Raw genomic sequence first — 19,971 nt, 5'->3', positions numbered from 1 at the left:
TTATAAGGACATACTCTTTATGGTGCATTCTAAGGAACTGTTCAAATTAAATACCCCTTTTCTGGAATTTTTTGCCAATCATAGTGAAGAATACATTTTTATCCTTAACGAAGAATTGCATATCGTCTTTATGAATGATGAAGTAAAAAATAACCTACTTCCTGAAGCAAACGAATCAATAGGTCACTCTTTTAATCAGTTATGCCAACAAAACAAATTTGAAGCAGGGCTATGCCATTTTGTTAAAGAATATGCATCTCGTAGTGAAGACTCAAATATCTCTAAATTTTATCAATACAAATCTCTTACCTGGGAAATTAATGAATTAACTGAAAATAACCAACGCTATTTTCTAATTCAAACCAATAACAAAAAGCAGTTGGGAGAAGAAAATACTATTCATAATCTGGAAGCGCTCATAGAAAACATGCCTTGTAACGTGTATTGGATGGATAAAAACTGCCTTATGGTAGGATGTAATCAAAATGTATTAAATATGTTGAATTTATCAAGAGAAGAATTTAAAGGGAAAAGTTATGAAGAATTAGCAGTCTTATGCCATTGGCCTGAAGGGTTGGCCGAAAAATTAAAAAATGATGACCTAAAGGTAATTAAATCAGGGCGCGCCATATATGGAATAGAAGATCCCCCTATTCCTGGAACAAAAAATCAGGTATTTAATTTTTTAACCAGCAGAGTCCCTTTATTTGATAAGAATGGCATTATTTCAGGCGTTGCAGGAATATCGACCGATATTTCAGATTTGTTACAGGAAAAAGAAAAAGCAGAGGTAGCCAATAAGGCCAAAACTGAATTTCTCGAAAACATGCGCCACGATATTCGCACCCCTTTAACTGGAATTGTAGGATTTGCCGATTTACTCAAAATGGAATCCGATAATCCTTTGATTAAAGAGTATTCTGAAAATTTGGTAGCTTCCAGCCATGCACTTCGCGATCTTCTTGATGAGGTACTCGAGGCAATACAAGTAAGCTCAGGGGAGATTCCCAAATTAAAGAAAAAATTTAACTTGGAGGATACTTTAAATCATGTGATTAAATTAAATCGATCCAAAGCTGCCCAGAAAAAAATAGCTCTTAGTCTAAGGTTCGATGAGCACATTCCATATTGCGTTATCGGTGATAAAGTACGCATTCATCGTATAGCATTAGAGTTGATAGCCAATGCTCTGAATTTTACCGACTCAGGCCATGTTACCCTTTCTGTCATTCTTGCTAAACGTCATCAACGAGAATTAATTATAAAACTGGTCGTTGAAGATTCAGGTATTGGTATTCCCAAAGACAAACAACAGGAAATCTATATTCAATTTAAACGACTTACTCCATCCTATCAAGGCATATATAAAGGGGTTGGTTTAGGACTTTCAGTGGCCAAGCAATTTATTGATGAATTAGGTGGTGAAATTTACGTAGAAAGTGAATCAGGAAAAGGCTCTCGATTTACCTGTGTTATCCCACTGCAAGAACCACTACTTGATGATAATTTAGGAATCCATAAGGAAATTGAAGAGCTCCAGGATTCCACTCATGAACAAAGGCATTCTCAGGAAATAAAGGCTATTTTTCAAAATAATCCAGGACATTTGCACCAGGTGCTTGTTGTTGAAGACAATCCTATTGCTCAAATTGTAGCAAAGTCTATTTTGTCCAAATTAAATTGTACCACCGACATCGCTGAAACAGGGAAAAATGCCATTGAGTACTGGAAAAAGCACCACTACGATTTAATTTTTATGGACATTGGATTGCCAGATATGGATGGGTATGAAATAACACATCTTATTCGAGTTAATGAATTAACTAAAAAGATCCATACTCCAATTATTGCATTAACCGCTCATGCCGGCGATGAAAATAAAAAACGATGTATTGATGCAGGAATGAATGCGGTATTAACAAAGCCCTTAACAGCAAAAAATTGTGCTGACATCATAGAAGCATTTATGCCAGGGAACGCTCAGCTATCTACACATAAAAATTCATCGAAGAAGAACTCTGATGTACATGAACAAAATCAATCACTATTTGACTTATCCCCTTTTCCTATTTTGGACTTCGAAGAAGGAATTAAAGCTACTGGTAATAAAATGATACTGGAAAAAATGCTAGCTTTTATGCTTGAAGATACTCTTCCTAAAGACAGGCAATTAATACAAGAAGCTCATACCAATTTGGATTGGGACAAAACGCAACATTTAGCTCATAAAATTAAAGGTGGCGCAGTCTATGTAGGAACAGTACGACTCAAAATGGCATGTCAATTTATTGAGCGTTATTATAAATCAGGACAACGCGTACAATTGGAATCCCTTTATCAACAAGTTTTAACCGTTATTGACCAAACGTGTCAGGAAATTGGGGATTTTTTACAACAAAAAAATAACAATTAATTCAATAATATATATATCCTTCTTAAACAGCTAGGGGATTGCTGCAATTTGTAATCCTGGAACCAAATTCTTTTTAAATCAGATGGATAATTTTAAACAGTAATTTTCTTACACTCTTTTAGGGTCTGTTGACAATTCAAGTTTCTACGTCCTGCGACTTGTTCGCAGGATCCAATTCACTCTTTATAGGCGCAATATATTCTTGTTTTACGCAAGATCTATCGATTCCGCGAACAAGTCGCGGAAAGTAGGCTTGAATACAATGAAATGTAAACAGCCCCTAGTAAAAAATCGAGTTAGAAAAAACTCAGACTCCACTACTGAACAAATTTAATACGATTTTTGATAACCTGATTATCCATGAAAATACTGATAAATCCGCAACGCCAAATGTTCACTAATCCCCTGAACTTTGCTGATTTCTTCTACGGATGCTTTGGACAATTCCCGTAAGCCTCCAAATCGGTGCAGTAAAGCCTGGCGCCTTTTGGCGCCGACGCCCTCAATGCTCTCAAGAGTCGAATCCAATCGGGCTTTTTGTCTTTTTTTACGATGCGCCGTAATCGCAAATCGATGTGCTTCATCACGAATATGCTGTAATAGATGCAGAGCCTTTGAATCTTCAGGCAAGGTAAACTCTCGATCTTCATTAACTAAAATCAGTTTTTCCCAACCGGCTTTACGAGATGGTCCCTTCGCAACGCCCAGGAGAATCACATCGTGTACATTCAAGGACAATAAAACACGCTGAACCACTGCAACCTGCCCTTTCCCACCATCAATAATCAATACATCAGGCAAAGATTGGGCTTCTAGCAATCGTTTGAACCTCCGTGTAACGGCTTGCTCCATAGCAGCATAATCATCACCCGGAGTAATCCCTTCGATATTAAATCGCCTGTATTCTTTAGTACACGGCCCCTCTGCGTCAAAAACCACACAGGAAGCTATTGTTGCTTCTCCCTGTGTATGACTGATATCAAAACACTCCATTCGTTCAATGTGCTTATCAAGCGATAATAGCTGTTCCAAAGCATGATATCTGGATTTAATCGTAGAATGTTGACTGACGTACTCTGCTATTGAGATTCGCAGATTATTGACAGCAAAATCCATCCATCGAGATTTAACACCGCGGGGATTGATTTGGATCGTACATGCTTTGCCCCGTTTCTCAGTCAGAGCTTCCTCTAAAGAATGGTGATCGGAGAGTGTTTTATTTGTAATAATTAACGCAGGAATTCGATCAATAGAATCCAAGTAGTAAAATCCAACAAAAGCCTCAAAGGTCTGTTGCCATAGATCCTCAACATCTAACTCTTCATTCAATCCTTTATGTGGAACTGAAGGAAAGAAACTACGACTGGCTAATACCTGCCCTTCCCGAATCGTAACGCACTGAATACAGGCAAAACCGGGATGAACTTCAATAGCAATTACATCTGCATCCCCCTTAAGCTGAACCACTGCTTGCTGTTCCTGAACCAGACGCAGATTTTTAATCTGATCTCGAAAAACTGCCGCTGCTTCAAAATTCAGTTGCTCAACAGCATGTTCCATACGCTCCGTCAGCTCGTCCAAAATCACCTGACATTTACCCTGCAAAAATCGCATGGCATCGTCCACAGATTGACGATAAGACTCAGGACTAATATAAGAGACACAAGGTGCGGTACATCGTTTGATTTGGTATTGCAAACATGGGCGCGAACGGGCATTAAAATAACTGTCCCGACAGTTTCGAATCTTGAATACTTTTTGTATCGTTAAAATGGTCTCTTTTACGGCAGAGCCATTGGGATAGGGACCATAAAAATTACCGGATACGGGTTTCTTTTTACTTCGATAACTCTCAATGCGTGGAAATTCAGGATGATTTGATATATGGATGTAGGGATAAGACTTATCATCACGCATCAATATATTATATTTTGGCCGTAACGCCTTAATAAGATTACTTTCCAGTAATAAAGCCTCTGTCTCACTTCTTGTGACCGATATTTCAATTGATGCAATTTGACTGACCAGAGATCGTGTTTTTACTGCGGTAGTGTGTTTACTGAAATAACTGTTCACTCTTTTTTTAAGATTGGATGCTTTACCTACATATAAGACGGTACCTGATTCATCAAGCATGCGATAAATACCAGGTTCACCAGGTAGTTTACTAAGAAATAAAGTTAATTCAGCGGATGACTGCCTAATATTCATAAACGACAAAAATAAGGTAATTATATAGCATCATAGCTTATACTTGGTTGCTTTGTTGCTACTTGGAAATTCAATTAAACCAATACCCAACACAATATGTACCTGGACTATCCGGTTTAATCATCTTGGATTATATCATTAGGATGCTCGATAACGCGGTGTTTCATTGCCAGATAGGTAAGCTCGACATCGTTTTTTATTCCTAATTTTTCAAACATACGATATCTGTAGCCATTGATGGTTTTACTGCTTAAAAACAATCGATCCGCAATATCCTGCACATTCATACCGCTGGTGATCATTAGCATGACTTGCATTTCCCTTTCTGACAACATGTCAAAGGGAGAATCCTGGGCATCCTGCAAGCTATTAATTGCCATTTTCTGAGCAATTTCAGCACTGAGGTATTTTTCGCCTTTAGCTACCTTACGAATTGCAGCCGCCATTTCTTCCGCTCCTGACTCTTTGGTCAGATAGCCCATGGCACCCAATTGCAAAACGCGAGTAGGCAAAGGATCAGTGCATATTGCAGTCACCGCAATGACCTTAATTTGAGGATTTGATTTTTTTAAGCGACGAGTAACTTCCCAACCATCAATACCAGGCATTTTCATATCTAAAAGAACGACATCAGGGTTATGAGTTTTTACAAATGCCAAGGCCTGCTCACCGCTCTCAGCATCCGCAACTACATCTACATCCGCCATGTCTTCAAGCAATCGTCGAATACCCATTCTAACCAATGCATGGTCATCAACAATTAATACTTTAATCAAATGATGCTCCTTGACCAACCAGCCAATGAACAAAGTGTGTTGGATGATGTTAACAAGACTCTTCTGTCATTACAATACATACACATCCTATTCCTTCTCCTGCTAACAGGCTCTGATATGGATATTCGGGTTATCAGGATCAACATCAAAAAACGGAGGATACTCGCCCAGTTGTCGTGTTCGCTCCAAAAAATCATTGATATTAGACGAAACAAAATTATATAAGGTCTGGTAATCATTAATAACAAAATACACTGGCTGTAACCTATCAATCCGATAAGGCATTCGAAATGCTGCAACAGGCTCAAAAAGTACGCGCAGAGGAATATCACTTTCTACACTGTAAACGGTTTCACTAATGGACGATAAAATTCCGCCACCATAGGCTCTTAAGCCTTTTGCTGTATTAATCAAACCAAACTCAACTGTAAACCAGAACATTCGTTGCAATAATGGCCAATCGGTTTCTGGAAAGCTTAGAACCTTACACGCATAATCATGGATAAAATCCGCATATACCTTGTCCGTTAACATAGGACAATGACCAAATATTTCATGAAATATGTCAGGCTCCTGCACATAATCCAATTCTTCTTCACAACGAATAAAGGTGGCTGCCGGGAAGTATTTATTTGACAAAAGTTCAAAGAACTCCCGTGCTGAAATCAATGCAGCGACAGGGGCTACCTGCCATCCTGTTTTTGCCTTTAATTTTTGACTTACTTCTGGGAGCTGGGGAATTGCATTCCCGGTTATACCCAATGTATTCAAACCAGCCAAAAACTCATCGCAGGCTCTACCAGGCAATAATTTCATTTGTCGTTCAAATAATATATTCCAGATTCTGTTTTCTTCTGCAGAATAATTGACTATACCCTGAGCGTCAGGAATATGTGCAACATAACGACTTTCAAACCCCATAACTTCTCCTTCACTCATTTATATTTCAACTACACCAGCAATTGTCTATACACTCTATTTAAAATGTGGCTCTATTCTCGGTATAAAGAATTAATTTAAGTCACACAATGGAGAAAACCCAAAATGATTTCGGGATGACAACTCAGGGAGATAAATACAGGAATTACAAATAACTCAGGGCTCAAAGCCGGAAAATTTTGTAAATTCCGAAATAAAAATCTTGATTTAGTAATTACCCAACCACACCCTAAATGTCAACCTCCTGTTAATAAATATTACTTATTTTTACATTCTACTATAGAATTCTCACAATCTATTTCAATATTGGAAAAACAAATGACTATTGCCATTTTAGCTACAGGGGATGAAATCGTTCATGGGGACACAATGAATACCAATAGTCATGATATTGCGCATATTCTTTGTTCAGAAGGCTTGTCTCTGGGATTGCAAATGGCGTGCAGCGATAAAGAAACAGACATAGTAAACTGCCTGGAATTTTTAGCCCAAAACCATGAAATAATTATTGTAATCGGCGGGCTGGGGCCAACAACAGATGATCTGACTCGTTTTGCGTTAGCAAAATACACAGGTGATGTTTTAGTTCAACATAATGAAGCTTTAGAACATATCAAGAAACGACTGCAATCAGCCCAGGTAGTCATTAACGAAGGAAATTTACAGCAATGCCTGTTTCCACCACAAGCCAGAATACTGCCTAACCCAAACGGCAGTGCTGTAGGGTGTTATTACCAATGGAATAATAGAATTTTTATCTTACTGCCCGGACCTCCCCGTGAATGTCTGCCCATGTTCAATAACCATGTTCTTCCTAACCTTTTGACAATGGAGCGCAGCACGAAACAGATCATTAAGTGGCGGATTTTTGGTGTGGCAGAGAGCGAAATTGCCCAGACCCTGGAAGATGCGCTGGCTGATATTGATTGTCAAACAGGATACCGCCTGGACGTGCCTTATATCGAATTCAAGGTTCGTTGTACCCGTGATCTGGTGGATACAGTTAAAGACATTATCGATCCTATCCTGTCTCCGCATATCATTGCTTCTATTGACAAAAAAGCATCGGATAATCTGAGGGAACTGATCCTTAAAAATAATGAACCTATAACCATAATAGACGAAGTCACCCAAGGATTATTGCAATCCCTTTTAATAAAACCAGGGACTCAGCACTTGATTCACTTCCATAATCTTAAATCGACAAGATTATATTTTCATCTCAGAGGCCTGGAGGAATATTGGTCGCAACAACCGGCAAAAGGTTCAACGCAATTAACCATAAACTACAGTAATCAAATCCAGGAAGGAGGAGAGACACACCAGATACCTTATCGCAGTCCTCTGGTGGTCTATTATGCAGCCGAGTGGTTAAGCTTCCGACTCTTTCATCTCATCAATCAATTGCATCAATGAGTAACACAGTTGTTGAGTTCCTTGGCCACTAATCGCTGAAATGGCAAATACTTTACCCGTCCAATTCAGACCTTTTACGATGGCCTCTACCCGTTCCTGCCTGCTGGCTTCATCGGGAAGCATATCGATTTTATTAAGCACCAGCCAGCGAGGTTTATTCAAGAGGTCAGGACTGTATTCACCCAGCTCATTAATAATGGCCTTTGCTGACGCAACCGGATCACTATCATCGAGAGGAGCAACATCGATTACATGCAATAAAACACAAGTACGGGAAAGATGTTTTAAAAACCGATGACCTAACCCTGCGCCTGCAGCTGCTCCTTCTATAAGCCCGGGAATATCAGCCATTACGAAGCTTTTGTGTGATGAGACACTAACCACACCTAAACCTGGGTGCAGTGTAGTAAAGGGATAATCAGCAACTTTTGCTTTTGAACTGGAAACGGCACGAATTAATGTGGATTTCCCGGCATTTGGAAGCCCCAATAAGCCAACATCAGCCAAAACCCGCAATTCCAAACGTAAATGCCGGCATTCACCGGGGCTACCTGGGCTTGATTGTCTTGGAGATCGGTTTACACTGCTTTTATACCGTGTATTTCCCAATCCATGAAACCCGCCCTGAGCAATAAGAACGGGTTCGCCGGGTTTATTTATATCTCCGAGTAACTCACCTGTATCGATATCATAAACCATGGTGCCTACAGGAACTTTTATAATCAGGTCTGCTCCTTTTTTCCCACTGCAGTTGCCACCCATCCCTTGTTGACCGTTCTCTGCTTTATAATGACGCATATAACGAAAATCTACCAGGGTGTTTAAATCACTGCTCGCTTCAAAATAAACACTGCCTCCATCCCCACCATCACCGCCATCGGGACCACCACGGGGGATAAATTTTTCACGCCTGAAACTGACGCAACCATTTCCACCATTACCGGCGTCTACCTTAATAATTGCTTCATCGACGAATCTCATGACCAACCTTAAACTAAAAAAAAACCCCGTTACCGGGGTTATAAACTGGATGACAAATATCGTAACGTTTAGATACCATCAAAAATGTGTTCTACAAAATAATTGCTACATCCTATTATTTTTGAAATCACTTTAAAATACATCTGTGCTTTGCAAGATCATTGCAAATCATGATGCATTGTTGCAAATTAATTCGCAGCTTCTTCTGTTTGTTCGGCAACTATAGTGACGTATTTGCGATTCTTTTCACCCTTAACGGCAAAATGTACCAAACCGGATACCAGAGCATAAAGGGTATGATCACGACCACAACCAACACCTGTTCCGGGGTGGAAACGAGTTCCACGCTGTCTTACAATAATTTCACCCGCATTAACAAATTGACCACCGAAACGCTTTACACCAAGAAACTTTGGATTCGAGTCGCGGCCATTACGAGTACTACCACCTGCCTTCTTATGAGCCATTGCTATCCCCTCTTACTTGCTTATCGCAGTAATTTTAACTTGCGAATAATATTGTCTATGCCCCATTTGTTTCATGTGGTGCTTACGACGACGGAATTTAATAATTTTTACTTTTTTGTGACGACCGTGATCAAGGACTTCAGCTTTAACTACTGCTTTAGCAACAAATGGAGTGCCGCACACGACTTTATCGCCATCTGCCAACATCAGTACTTCTGAAAATTTGATCTCATTGCCAACATCTTCAGGCAGCAATTCAATTTTTAGAACATCACCTTCTTTTACGGTATATTGCTTACCGCCTGTCTTGATTACCGCATACATAACTATTCTCCAACTCGCCTGATTGGCTATCACAATTTCAACAAAGTGCCATATTCTATGAAATTATGGCTATGACTTCAAGTTCATTTTAAAATATTGTATACTTCTTCACCCTTTCCCGGTTTAATTACTCCCTTTTAGTGAGTATTCGGGTGTTTAATCTGGTCGCGGATTAAATAGGGATCCTTAAATTTATTGGAGTATATAATGTCAACAATTCTTTTAGAAGCCGAAACAAGAACGGATATGGGGAAAGGTGCGAGCCGCCGCCTACGTCGTCTTGAAAATAAAGTTCCCGCTGTCATTTATGGCGGTGATAAAGAACCAAAATCAATCCACTTTCTACACAATAAAGTAATTAAAGCCTTGGAAACTGAAAGTATTTACTCCAGTGTTTTTGATATTTCTGTTGACGGTAAAGTTGAACACGTGATTTTGAAAGCATTACAGCGCCATCCATACAAGCCACTCGTTATGCATATGGATTTACAACGTGTTTCAGGAAAAGATGTTCTGGTTAAACTTGTTCCTATTCATTACATCAATGAACAAAAATCTGCTGGCGTTAAAGCTGGTGGTATCATAAACCACACCATGACTCAGGTTGAAATTCGTTGTCAAGCTAAAGACTTGCCTGAATTCATTGAAGTGGATATGACTACTGTTGGAATGGATGATGTAGTTCACCTGTCTAATCTGAAACTACCTAAGGGTGTTCATTTGACGGTTGATGTTAAAGATGGAAGTCATGATGCACCTTTAGTGAGCATTCATGCACCTAAAGTCAGCTCAACTGAAGAAGAAGAAACATCAGTTCCAGCTTCAGCGGTACCTACTACTGATGAAGAGAACAGCGCAGAGTAAGATTTACTCTGGATTCATTTCTTGCAGACAGCCAGAATATGTTCATTCTGTCTGTTTGTAAGGATAGTTCAATGAAAACACGCTCTGCTACTCTACGATGAATCCGATACATTTATTAAGAAACTACAGTCTATGGCCATTAAACTAATCATCGGTTTACGTAATCCAGGCTCTGCCTATGAACAAACCAGGCATAATGCCGGTGGATGGTTGGTGAATTCTCTGGCACAAAGGCACAGTGCTCATTATAAGTCAGATAAAAAAATGCAGGCGGAAATTGCTGATCTGGATATCAATCATCATCAATGCAAATTAGTATTACCCTTAACTTTTATGAACCACAGTGGGTTACCTACCCGAGCAATCAGTCAATTTTATCGAATTCAACCAGACGAAATTATGGTCGTACATGATGAGCTGGATCTGCCTGTTGGACGTATAAAAATTAAAACAGGTGGAGGCCATGGGGGGCACAATGGTTTACGAGACATCATAACTCAGTTAGGAAGCAGTGAATTTCACCGATTACGAATTGGGATTGGCCATCCTGGCCATAGAGATCTCGTCCACCAATTTGTATTGGGCAAACCTTCCGTCGATGACAGACAGAAAATTTATGATGCTATAGATAGAGGCATAGCTGTAATGCCTTTGGTATTGTCTGGAGATATAGCCAGAGCAATGAATCAATTAAACACTTAATTCTAAATAAACCATCCAATCCACACGATTGACGCTTCATTTAGAACATTAGCAAAGAGGTAGTACACATGGGATTTAAATGCGGTATCGTTGGTTTACCTAACGTTGGAAAGTCAACTCTATTCAACGCCCTGACCAAAGCAGGTATAGAAGCGGCTAACTACCCATTTTGTACCATTGAACCTAATGTGGGTATCGTGACTGTTCCCGATCCTCGTCTGGATGCATTAAGCGACATCGTAAAGCCACAGCAGGCACTACCTGCGACCATGCAGTTTGTTGATATTGCCGGCTTGGTTAAAGGGGCTTCCAGCGGTGAAGGACTGGGGAATCAGTTTCTGGCAAACATACGCGAAACTGATGCGATTGCTCATGTAGTGCGTTGCTTTGAAAATTCAGACGTAATACACGTTGAAGGTCGTGTTGATCCGCTGAGCGATATAGAAGTGATTAACACAGAACTTGCTTTAGCAGATATGGAAACACTTGAAAAAGCCATGCTAAAAGCAGGAAAAAACAGCAGAAGTGGCAATAAGGATGCTATTTTCGAAATGAAAACTCTCGAAAAAATTAAAGCGCACCTGGATGCTGGATATCCTGTTCGAACTTTAGGACTTACTCCTGAAGAAGAACTCATTACGCGCCGACTGTTTTTACTCACTGCAAAACCGGTACTTTATATAGCCAATGTTAATGATGATGGCTATGAAAATAATCCTTTACTGGAACAAGTTAAAAATCTTGCGGCCCAGGAACAGGCGCGCATTGTGGCTTTATGCGCAGCAACTGAATCTGAGCTGGTAGAGCTGGATGATGCTGATCGCAAAGAATTCATGACTGACCTGGGATTAACAGAGCCGGGGTTAAACAAAGTGATCAGGGCAGGATATGACCTATTGGGATTACAAACCTATTTTACTGCCGGAGTAAAAGAAGTAAGAGCATGGACCATTCACAAGGGAGCAACAGCACCACAGGCAGCTGGAGTAATTCATACAGACTTTGAAAAAGGCTTTATACGAGCAGAAGTCATTTCTTATGAGGCGTTCATCGCTTGTCGTGGCGAACAGGGAGCTAAAGAAGCCGGAAAGCTACGTCTTGAAGGGAAAGACTATATTGTTTGTGATGGTGATGTGATGCACTTTCGTTTTAATGTGTAGCGATTACCCATCAGAAATCGTGTAGTTTTATTATGCCCCAAACAGGAGTTAGGTACTGATCGCGCGTCAGTTTTAATTCCTGTTTGGGGCTAGCAGAGCCACCCCCAAGAACTTGCCGCTTTTTTTAATTCTTTTTAAACAGTATTCGACTTTAACTTAGCTGTTCTCTTGACTTAATGATCAAGATAATTTATCAATTTGAATAGAATAAACAATGCAAATCTGTACAAATAATAATCTATACTGTAGGTATTGATATGAAATAATTTAACTTCTTCATATCTAGAATCTGAGGTCTTTAAATGACACTGGGTGAACAAGAGGTTATGAATCGTAAGTCACAACTACCACTTCCCAGTGAACATGATAGAAAATACCGCCTGCTCACTACAATCACTGTTGAACTCCTTGTCATTGGTATTAATTTCGCTGCACTCAATATTTATTTGCATTTTTGGATTATTGCCTATTTTTTATGTTTTGCCAGCGTTATTGCAATCGGTAATTTGATATTACTCAAGAAGAAATACAGCATCATCCTTTGTGGCCATGTATTGAATAGTTTATGCCTGTTGGTAATGACTGTAGGTAATTTGTGTTTAGGAGGAATATCCAGTTCCTATTTTGGCTGGTTCTATCTGTCGCCCATCCTTGCCGCTGCAACAATAGGACTTGAGGGATTAATTTTCTACAGCCTATTATCTGCATCAATAGTATTGATATTTGTCTATCAATACATCTCACCGGTATACCAGGTCCCTGCAGAATATCTTCTCTACATCGAAAATATAAATCATATTTTTATTTTTTTACTTACGATCACCATTCTCTATAATTTATTGAAAGAAAATAAACTTTATGAAACAGTATTAAGGGAACAAAATTTCTTACTCAAAGCAGATAAACAAAAATTTCACTACCTATCAAATCATGATTCATTAACCAATTTGCCTAATCGTTCTTATTTTAATACTCATTTACAGAAAATTCTCGATTTGGCTGTATCAACCCAAAACACAGTCACTTTATTTTTTATGGATCTGGATGGGTTTAAAAAAATTAATGATAAATACGGCCATGACGTAGGTGACATCCTCTTATTACAGGTTGGTAAAAGACTGAAAAACTGCTTTAGGGCGAACGATATTATTGCGCGATTAGGCGGTGATGAATTTACCGCAGTCATCACTTATAAACCGAATGAGTCGATATCCGATACAATAATTAAAAGGATAAAACAGGAGTTTTCTGAACCCTTTCACATTAAAAATCTGGATTTAAATTGTACGATCAGTATCGGTACAGCAATTTTTCCAGATGATGCTACAAATGCAGAGAACTTACTCAAGCTGGCTGACAACAACATGTATAAAAACAAAAAAATAAAAACGAAACACAATAAACATAGTCAATAGATCTTTTCTACGCCCGTTGGGCAAACCGCAAGTTCCTTCTTATACTTGACAATTAACATATCCCCCCTTAGCATGCATTGACTAATTGGTAGAGGATATAGAATGACTATTGACCGTATACGCGCCTTGGTAACTGAAGATTTTGACGCGGTTAATAACTTGATTATTGATAAAATTCAATCACAAATCGTTTTAATTCATGACTTGTCCCATCATATCGTTGAGAGCGGTGGCAAGAGATTACGCCCCTTACTGGTACTTTTGTCCAGCAATGCCTGCGGCTATAAAGGTACCGATCACATCTCTTTAGCAGCCATGGTTGAATTTTTTCATACGGCCACTTTATTACATGATGACGTAGTTGATGAATCTACCTTGAGAAGAGGAAGACAAACCGCAAACAGCATCTGGGGTAGTAAAGCCAGCGTATTGGTCGGAGACTATTTATTTACTCAATCGGTACAATTAATGGTAGAAGTCGGGACTTCCGCGATTCTCAATCTATTCGCCAATACATCACACCAAATTAGTTGTGGCGAGGTCAAGCAACTTGCAAATCGACATAACCCAGCATTGAGTATTGAAGATTATTTCGATGTTATTCGGTCTAAAACCGCTCTACTTTTTGCAGCTGCGGCATGTATAGGTCCTATTCTGGGAAACTCACCCATTGAAGTACAAAATAGCCTCTATGCTTATGGTTTGCATTTGGGGAATGCTTTTCAACTGATTGATGATGCACTGGATTATTGCTCTGATTCTGCAACTCTGGGTAAAAATATTGGTGACGATCTTGCGGACGGCAAAGCAACCCTTCCTTTAATCCACGCATTACAGCATGGTACGCCAACACAACAAGAGCAAATAAAAAACAGTTTAAAATTGGGAAGTTTAGACCATTTACCCGATATTCTTCTGGCGATTGAGCAAACTAAGGCCATAGCCTATACCAAACGAATCGCTGCTCAGGAAGTAGATAAAGCACTGTCTTGCTTAACAGTTCTTGCAGATTCAGAATATAAAACAGCACTGATTGATTTGGCCAATTTTGCTCTGGAACGAAATTACTAAAAATCCTTGCCAACTGAGTTCATTTATGTCGAGAAGGCTGGGTTCTGTGAACGAATTTTTAATTCACTACAAATAAGTCGTCGTTACGAACGACATGCAGTAATTCAGTACAGCCTATTAGCGACGATTCGCTCTGGATTGCCTCGCTAACGCTCGCAATCACTTTTTTTGCGATAAATAAATTTAGTGCATAAAGTCTAAGAACACCATTTAAGTTTCTTCCTTGGTCGCTATAACCCAACTGATTGTTTGCAAATCAATAACACGAATTAGCCGGATCCACACCTAATCGAAAATTCTGCATGTCTACCCTCCCCTGTTTCTGTTAACAGGGTCCAGCCACACTATTAAAATCAGAAATAGAGCCATGATAGCTCTTTAATAACAGACAAATATTCATGTATGATGAAATTACAAAGCTATTTACCTAAGATTCTTATGACTACTCAGGAATTAATAAAAAAATTTAATGAATTTTTATTTGACCAATGTGGTGTGACCTATGCAGTATTTGACCATGTACGATTAGATAAAAGAACCCCCATAAAATCTCTTTTTTTTAATCCATATAAATCTCCTAATGAATTTTTTTACCAAGGAGCAAGCGCCATAACTGCTCCTGTATGCCTTACAATTATCACCCTGGAACTCGCTGCAGCATCTGTATACCTCGGGCTCAAATCCATTGTTAATCTGGCAAAATTAAATCCGCAGGTTGCGAAAATCGATATTATAGATGCTGCAGTTTATTTGGTTTTTTCCTTTATAGCGGCCGTTGTCGGTGTAGCCAGTCCTGTAATCAATTTGATTGATTTTATCGGATCAGGCATTAATAGCATGATAGCATTGAATGAACCCTCTCAAGAGACACAACGACCCTTGAATAATTAGTTTCGTTCAATCACACTGTATAGAAACAAGGAGAACGATCGCTCGTCAATCTTATCGGAGTGTAGCTCAGCTTGGTAGAGCACTGCCTTCGGGAGGCAGGGGTCGCAGGTTCAATTCCTGTCACTCCGACCATATTAATAATCAGTGAATGTCAAAATTCTCTCCCCTCTCCCTCTGGGAGGAGGTATCCGAATGATGATCTGCACGCATAGCATGCTTAAACAACTGATTATCAATATTAAAATGAAACAGGATCTGCAACACATTGAGCATTAAACTAAATTAACTTGAAGTTATCACATTGAAAGGGATTTAATCATGAGCAAAGCATTTAAGTATTCCCGCCTTTCCAAAGACGATGCCGTCATGCTATTAGTTGATCACCAAGCCGGCTTGATCTCATTAGTTCAAGATTTTACACCCAATGAGTTCAAAAACAACGTTCTGGCTGTTGGAGCTTGCGCTAAATATTTCAATCTGCCCACCATCCTCACCACCAGCTTTGAAAACGGCCCCAACGGCCCCCTGGTACCCGAGCTGAAAGAAATGTTTCCGAACGCTCCGTACATCGCACGCCCTGGCAACATCAATGCCTGGGATAATGAGGAATTCGTTAATGCAGTGAAGAACACCGGTCGCAAACAACTCATCATCGCCGGTGTGGTTACCGAGGTTTGCGTGGCCTTTCCTGCACTGTCAGCTTTGGAAGCGGGATATGAAGTTTTTGTAATCACTGATGCTTCAGGGACGTTTAATGAGGTCACCCGCCATAGTGCCTGGTTGCGAATGCAGGCCGCTGGCGTACAATTGATTAACTGGTTTGGCATGGCTTGTGAATTGCACCGCGACTGGCGTAACGACATCGAAGGACTGGGTACATTGTTCTCAAACTACATACCAAACTATCGGAATCTCATGACGAGCTACTTCACTCTGGTCGGAAAGAAATAAAATACAAAGATCAATTCAGGCATGCTTTTGTGAGGTAGTGCAAAATGCGCTTTTTCCAGTCGAGTTAAAAGTTCATCCGTTTTTTTTACTTGATTGAGAATTTTCAGCAGCATCATATTTGTCATCCTTTATACACACCATTTGTATATTGCGTGCAGTGGGACAGGCTATGATTAATTCAAGATTAAGACTCGAGGATCCTGTTCAATAACTCTCTTTGGATTCCGATCGAGCAGCTGATACCTCAAGATAACAATACCTGGATTATTTCAGTGATTCTGCGCAAAAATCAATCAGAAAATCTAAAATTAGTCTAATATAGTAACTATATAGTGATTAATTGAGATTCATCATGAATGATTTAGACGCAGGAGCAGCCCGAAGCGCTATCCAGATAATAACAGTCCCCAGATCTACAAACCCTATTGATTGGATTAAAGAAAAAAGAACGTTCAGTGGGCACACTGCTATTAACGTTGTTAATCATGGAAGAAATGTCGTAACAGAAGGTTTCTCACCCAATAATGATCTGGATATGGTTCTACCCGTTGCCAGTTATTGGCTGGAAAATATCCTTCACCATTCAATCGCCCAAAAGCTTAAAGGTTCCAAAGAAGCATCATGGCAAGATGATAGTCCTATGTTAAAACATCCCAAATTAGACACGCTTAGTTTTGAGATGTCTACTGAGATGATAGACAAATTCATGGAGTATTTTAAGGAAGTTAAAGCAGACACTCAAAAAAAATATACCCTAATGCCGGGCCAACGCGAAGCAGCCAATGACCTAACTGAAAAGAACTGTGTTTTTTCTGCAATAAATGTTTTAAGTGATTTTCTATATGACCATCAAAGCGAATTTTCAGCTGATGAATGGAGCAAAATTGAACCCAAACTAATCGCTCTTGTAGAAGATACCGCGAATAATTTGAATACTCGACAAGGCCATCTCAATAGAAACATTGCCAAATGGAAAGAAGGTACTAAAAAGCTCTCTCAATTGCTCTCCAAAACAGAAAATATACTTCTAGAACACAGCACGACTCTAAGTGATCCAATAGAAATACAATCAAATGAACAATTCATCAACTTTATAAGAGGCATGTCTATTCTCTTTGATGACAAAGCGCCACTGTCGGCACAAACAATTGACATAACAGAGCTGTTTATTAATATTCTGGACGACACTGAAGAAACAACTGCTATTAAAAAGGAATGGTCGGAAATTAAGGCGAAATACGGGATATCTGCAAGTCGTTTAACTCAGATCGTTGAGAAAAATATTAATGAAGTCGGTCCTTTATTAAATATCAAAGTTAATAATTTAATCGAAAAATCAGCTAACATCTTATTTTCCAGAAGATTTTCATTAGAAAAAAACGCCACTGAATATCAGGAAAATGAGCAGGCCTATGCATTGAGTGAAGGGATCGCTCTTTTGATTAATAGTACTAAGCACTCAACTCCTGCATTCATTGATTTAACAGAACTTTATATGAGCAGTTTGGACGACAGCCCTCAAATGACAGCATTAAAGAATGAATGGAATCAATATAAAAATAAATTTGGAATAACTTCCAATCCTCAAGCGTCGACTGATCAGGATTTATTGATGAAACAAGACTCTGAACAGGATAAGAATTGCTATAGTGAATTATGTTCCATCCTGCAAAGTGGTCTCTTTGTTGAGCCCGGAGTCACTATTAAATCACAGCTATACCCTAATTTAGCTAATTTAATCAGAGCGTTACAAGCAAATGATGATTTCTCAGTGATTCAATCCATTGCAGAGAAAGGCATTGAGAAAAATGTTGAAATCAAAGATCAAAATCCCAGCAGAGATACCAGCCAAATAGATAAACGCATCACTGTATTTACTGCAATTAGACAAGCCAATTCACTTGAAGAGGCGCTTGGTACGATAAAACAAAATTTGCCTGAGCTTCATAAAGAACAGGATGCGGGGTTGAGACACCAATAAAGGATTAACTATTCTGAGGTCCCCTTTCCATAAACATCCGTGCTATCTAAAGAAGGGATCATCAGGCTCATCAGCAGCATCGCTATCAATGGGAAGGCTGTTTGAATCAATAGAGTCTCCAGGAATTTTTCGGGTTTCGCTGGCCCACTCGCCTAAATCTATCAATTTACATCGTTCAGAACAAAAGGGCCTAAAAGCATTTTCAGAATCCCAGGTATTTTGTTTGCCGCAGATTGGGCAGGAGATTTTCTGTAGTTTATTCATTGCGATCTTTGTTTATTAATGTCAGGAATGCAGTATGCAATACAGCATACTGTTTTTTCAACCCTGCAAGTTTTAGGACTTACGAAAAATGCCAAATCGTTTCGTTAGCATTTATTAATTCAACATTTTTAATGTTCATTGATGAATCTTTAGTAAACGGAATGTTCAACAAACAAAGAATTCATAGTATTCTGTTGTGAATTTAATTGATAAATGGCTGAATGGAATGTCTGTGTTCAAAAAATTTTTAAAATATTATCGCTCATCTGCAGAAAATCGAACTCAGATACACCTATTTTTTGGCTTTGTCATTATTCCAGTTATAGGAATGTCCCTCTTATACCTTTGGGTACGATTATTCTGGTTATAAGGTTTAAACCGAATCAATCAACAACCAAGACATTATTTATTTTTCCTATCAAAATGCCTCTAGCTTCCAGACTTCATATGAAGGTGTTTCATAGGGATGACTGCTTTTTAAAGCATCAATAACCTCCTTGATGCATTCATTCTGACAAACCGTCTCTACTTTATATTCAGCTATTTTTTCTAATTGATTCATTTCACCAACAAATGCATTACTTCCAGCTAGCGGCATAAACTGCCCCTCTCCTAATATTTGCCATGAACATTTGCAGTAATTACCAATAATTCCAGCTCCAGCTGCGAAAATAGCATCTTTAACTAATTCAAGATGGGTTTCAGGAACATTGAAACATAATTTATACATAAGACAAATACCGGTAATTATTGATTCGATTCAATGCGCTGGATCATAATCCAAAATATTCACCAGCAGAAGTGTATGGCCGGAACATAGGTAACATAAATGACCTGGTAGATAGGTAACACTATAAACCGGCTGCACAAACTACTCCCTTCTTCCTTAAAAGGGAGGAAGAAGAAAGTCAATGGCAACACTCAAACCGATTGCACTATCTGTTCCCTTCTCCCTTTTTAAGGAAGAAGGGAGGTGGTCCATAGCGACATTTTAAACCGGTTATACAAACTATTCCCTTCCCCCTTAAAAGGGAGGAGCGAGAAAATCAATGGCAACACTTAAACCGATTGCACAATCTGTTCCCTTCTCCCTTTTTAAGGGAGAAGGGTTAGGGATGAGGGTTTTAAATTTGCATACAAAAAAA

Annotated in this window: 18 protein-coding genes and 1 tRNA gene; 11 read left to right on the top strand and 8 right to left on the bottom strand. The window is 39.1% G+C overall.

The window, feature by feature from the left end:
- Nucleotides 1–19: 19 nt before the first annotated feature.
- Complete coding sequence (locus G543_RS16910) at nucleotides 20–2,413, top strand: PAS domain-containing sensor histidine kinase (protein WP_115343450.1); 2,394 nt, start codon at nucleotides 20–22, stop codon at nucleotides 2,411–2,413.
- Nucleotides 2,414–2,767: 354 nt separating this feature from the next.
- Here the strand turns inward: G543_RS16910 and uvrC are convergent, their stop codons facing one another.
- The 3 genes from uvrC to phhA all read right to left on the bottom strand — a co-directional run bounded on the left by uvrC (nucleotide 2,768) and on the right by phhA (nucleotide 6,321).
- Entirely contained in the window at nucleotides 2,768–4,624 is a 1,857-nt protein-coding gene (gene uvrC, locus G543_RS0102585; RefSeq protein ID WP_028383139.1) for an excinuclease ABC subunit UvrC, read from the bottom strand.
- Nucleotides 4,625–4,740: 116 nt separating this feature from the next.
- Entirely contained in the window at nucleotides 4,741–5,400 is a 660-nt protein-coding gene (gene letA / locus G543_RS0102580) for a two-component system response regulator LetA (protein ID WP_028383138.1), read from the bottom strand.
- A 102-nt stretch (nucleotides 5,401–5,502) separates the two neighbouring features.
- Nucleotides 5,503–6,321 (bottom strand): phenylalanine 4-monooxygenase, encoded by an 819-nt coding sequence (gene phhA, locus G543_RS0102575; protein ID WP_028383137.1) that lies wholly within the window; start codon nucleotides 6,319–6,321, stop codon nucleotides 5,503–5,505.
- Between the two features lie 336 nt (nucleotides 6,322–6,657).
- On the opposite strand from phhA, the gene G543_RS0102570 reads away from it, so the two are divergent.
- Nucleotides 6,658–7,755, top strand: coding sequence for a competence/damage-inducible protein A (locus G543_RS0102570; RefSeq protein ID WP_028383136.1), 1,098 nt, complete (start codon nucleotides 6,658–6,660; stop codon nucleotides 7,753–7,755).
- On the opposite strand, the gene cgtA is transcribed toward G543_RS0102570, so the two are convergent.
- The 3 genes from cgtA to rplU all read right to left on the bottom strand — a co-directional run bounded on the left by cgtA (nucleotide 7,711) and on the right by rplU (nucleotide 9,527).
- Complete coding sequence (gene cgtA, locus G543_RS0102565; RefSeq protein WP_028383135.1) at nucleotides 7,711–8,736, bottom strand: Obg family GTPase CgtA; 1,026 nt, start codon at nucleotides 8,734–8,736, stop codon at nucleotides 7,711–7,713. The two genes, G543_RS0102570 and cgtA, sit on opposite strands and share 45 nt — an antisense overlap.
- 188 nt (nucleotides 8,737–8,924) lie before the next feature.
- Entirely contained in the window at nucleotides 8,925–9,203 is a 279-nt protein-coding gene (gene rpmA / locus G543_RS0102560) for a 50S ribosomal protein L27 (protein ID WP_028383134.1), read from the bottom strand.
- Between the two features lie 12 nt (nucleotides 9,204–9,215).
- Nucleotides 9,216–9,527, bottom strand: coding sequence for a 50S ribosomal protein L21 (gene rplU, locus G543_RS0102555; RefSeq protein ID WP_028383133.1), 312 nt, complete (start codon nucleotides 9,525–9,527; stop codon nucleotides 9,216–9,218).
- A 207-nt stretch (nucleotides 9,528–9,734) separates the two neighbouring features.
- Between rplU and G543_RS0102550 the strand changes: the two genes are divergently transcribed.
- The 9 genes from G543_RS0102550 to G543_RS0102500 all read left to right on the top strand — a co-directional run bounded on the left by G543_RS0102550 (nucleotide 9,735) and on the right by G543_RS0102500 (nucleotide 18,562).
- Nucleotides 9,735–10,391 carry a 50S ribosomal protein L25/general stress protein Ctc gene (locus G543_RS0102550; RefSeq protein WP_028383132.1) on the top strand — a complete coding sequence of 219 codons (657 nt, stop codon included), beginning with the start codon at nucleotides 9,735–9,737 and terminating at the stop codon, nucleotides 10,389–10,391.
- Nucleotides 10,392–10,523: 132 nt separating this feature from the next.
- Nucleotides 10,524–11,093 (top strand): aminoacyl-tRNA hydrolase, encoded by a 570-nt coding sequence (pth, locus tag G543_RS0102545; protein ID WP_028383131.1) that lies wholly within the window; start codon nucleotides 10,524–10,526, stop codon nucleotides 11,091–11,093.
- Nucleotides 11,094–11,161: 68 nt separating this feature from the next.
- Nucleotides 11,162–12,253: a redox-regulated ATPase YchF gene (gene ychF / locus G543_RS0102540; RefSeq protein ID WP_028383130.1), complete on the top strand. Its 1,092-nt coding sequence runs from the start codon at nucleotides 11,162–11,164 to the stop codon at nucleotides 12,251–12,253.
- Between the two features lie 302 nt (nucleotides 12,254–12,555).
- A complete protein-coding gene (locus tag G543_RS0102535; RefSeq protein WP_028383129.1) occupies nucleotides 12,556–13,668 on the top strand; it encodes a GGDEF domain-containing protein in 1,113 nt (370 codons plus the stop codon).
- A gap of 102 nt (nucleotides 13,669–13,770) precedes the next feature.
- The gene (locus G543_RS0102530; RefSeq protein WP_028383128.1) at nucleotides 13,771–14,739 is read left to right on the top strand and encodes a polyprenyl synthetase family protein; all 969 of its coding nucleotides are present in this window, start codon (nucleotides 13,771–13,773) and stop codon (nucleotides 14,737–14,739) included.
- 402 nt (nucleotides 14,740–15,141) lie between these two features.
- Nucleotides 15,142–15,630 carry a hypothetical protein gene (locus G543_RS0102525; RefSeq protein WP_051190554.1) on the top strand — a complete coding sequence of 163 codons (489 nt, stop codon included), beginning with the start codon at nucleotides 15,142–15,144 and terminating at the stop codon, nucleotides 15,628–15,630.
- A gap of 55 nt (nucleotides 15,631–15,685) precedes the next feature.
- Nucleotides 15,686–15,762, top strand: a tRNA-Pro gene (locus G543_RS0102520).
- Nucleotides 15,763–15,948: 186 nt separating this feature from the next.
- Nucleotides 15,949–16,581: an isochorismate family cysteine hydrolase YcaC gene (gene ycaC, locus G543_RS0102510; protein WP_028383126.1), complete on the top strand. Its 633-nt coding sequence runs from the start codon at nucleotides 15,949–15,951 to the stop codon at nucleotides 16,579–16,581.
- Between the two features lie 352 nt (nucleotides 16,582–16,933).
- Nucleotides 16,934–18,562, top strand: a complete 1,629-nt coding sequence (locus G543_RS0102500; protein WP_028383125.1) for a hypothetical protein — start codon at nucleotides 16,934–16,936, stop codon at nucleotides 18,560–18,562.
- Between the two features lie 42 nt (nucleotides 18,563–18,604).
- Here G543_RS0102500 and yacG read toward each other — a convergent pair whose 3' ends face one another.
- Both yacG and G543_RS0102490 read right to left on the bottom strand, forming a co-directional pair.
- The gene (yacG, locus tag G543_RS0102495; protein ID WP_028383124.1) at nucleotides 18,605–18,826 is read right to left on the bottom strand and encodes a DNA gyrase inhibitor YacG; all 222 of its coding nucleotides are present in this window, start codon (nucleotides 18,824–18,826) and stop codon (nucleotides 18,605–18,607) included.
- 418 nt (nucleotides 18,827–19,244) lie between these two features.
- Complete coding sequence (locus tag G543_RS0102490; protein ID WP_028383123.1) at nucleotides 19,245–19,556, bottom strand: YqfO family protein; 312 nt, start codon at nucleotides 19,554–19,556, stop codon at nucleotides 19,245–19,247.
- Between the last annotated feature and the right edge of the window lie 415 nt (nucleotides 19,557–19,971).

It is taken from the genome of Legionella moravica DSM 19234 (genome assembly GCF_000423305.1).
Classification (GTDB): domain Bacteria; phylum Pseudomonadota; class Gammaproteobacteria; order Legionellales; family Legionellaceae; genus Legionella; species Legionella moravica.
Note: the sequence above shows the minus strand (reverse complement) of the source record. Positions and strands in the feature narration are given on the sequence as shown.

Excerpts from the sequence above, each read along its gene's own strand:
- G543_RS16910 (WP_115343450.1), top strand. The coding sequence starts at position 20 with ATGGTGCATTCTAAGGAACTGTTCAAATTAAATACCCCTTTTCTGGAA.
- uvrC (WP_028383139.1), bottom strand. The coding sequence starts at position 4,624 with ATGAATATTAGGCAGTCATCCGCTGAATTAACTTTATTTCTTAGTAAA.
- phhA (WP_028383137.1), bottom strand. The coding sequence starts at position 6,321 with ATGGGGTTTGAAAGTCGTTATGTTGCACATATTCCTGACGCTCAGGGT.
- G543_RS0102570 (WP_028383136.1), top strand. The coding sequence starts at position 6,658 with ATGACTATTGCCATTTTAGCTACAGGGGATGAAATCGTTCATGGGGAC.
- cgtA (WP_028383135.1), bottom strand. The coding sequence starts at position 8,736 with ATGAGATTCGTCGATGAAGCAATTATTAAGGTAGACGCCGGTAATGGT.
- rpmA (WP_028383134.1), bottom strand. The coding sequence starts at position 9,203 with ATGGCTCATAAGAAGGCAGGTGGTAGTACTCGTAATGGCCGCGACTCG.
- rplU (WP_028383133.1), bottom strand. The coding sequence starts at position 9,527 with ATGTATGCGGTAATCAAGACAGGCGGTAAGCAATATACCGTAAAAGAA.
- G543_RS0102550 (WP_028383132.1), top strand. The coding sequence starts at position 9,735 with ATGTCAACAATTCTTTTAGAAGCCGAAACAAGAACGGATATGGGGAAA.
- pth (WP_028383131.1), top strand. The coding sequence starts at position 10,524 with ATGGCCATTAAACTAATCATCGGTTTACGTAATCCAGGCTCTGCCTAT.
- ychF (WP_028383130.1), top strand. The coding sequence starts at position 11,162 with ATGGGATTTAAATGCGGTATCGTTGGTTTACCTAACGTTGGAAAGTCA.
- G543_RS0102535 (WP_028383129.1), top strand. The coding sequence starts at position 12,556 with ATGACACTGGGTGAACAAGAGGTTATGAATCGTAAGTCACAACTACCA.
- G543_RS0102530 (WP_028383128.1), top strand. The coding sequence starts at position 13,771 with ATGACTATTGACCGTATACGCGCCTTGGTAACTGAAGATTTTGACGCG.
- G543_RS0102525 (WP_051190554.1), top strand. The coding sequence starts at position 15,142 with ATGATGAAATTACAAAGCTATTTACCTAAGATTCTTATGACTACTCAG.
- ycaC (WP_028383126.1), top strand. The coding sequence starts at position 15,949 with ATGAGCAAAGCATTTAAGTATTCCCGCCTTTCCAAAGACGATGCCGTC.
- G543_RS0102500 (WP_028383125.1), top strand. The coding sequence starts at position 16,934 with ATGAATGATTTAGACGCAGGAGCAGCCCGAAGCGCTATCCAGATAATA.
- yacG (WP_028383124.1), bottom strand. The coding sequence starts at position 18,826 with ATGAATAAACTACAGAAAATCTCCTGCCCAATCTGCGGCAAACAAAAT.
- G543_RS0102490 (WP_028383123.1), bottom strand. The coding sequence starts at position 19,556 with ATGTATAAATTATGTTTCAATGTTCCTGAAACCCATCTTGAATTAGTT.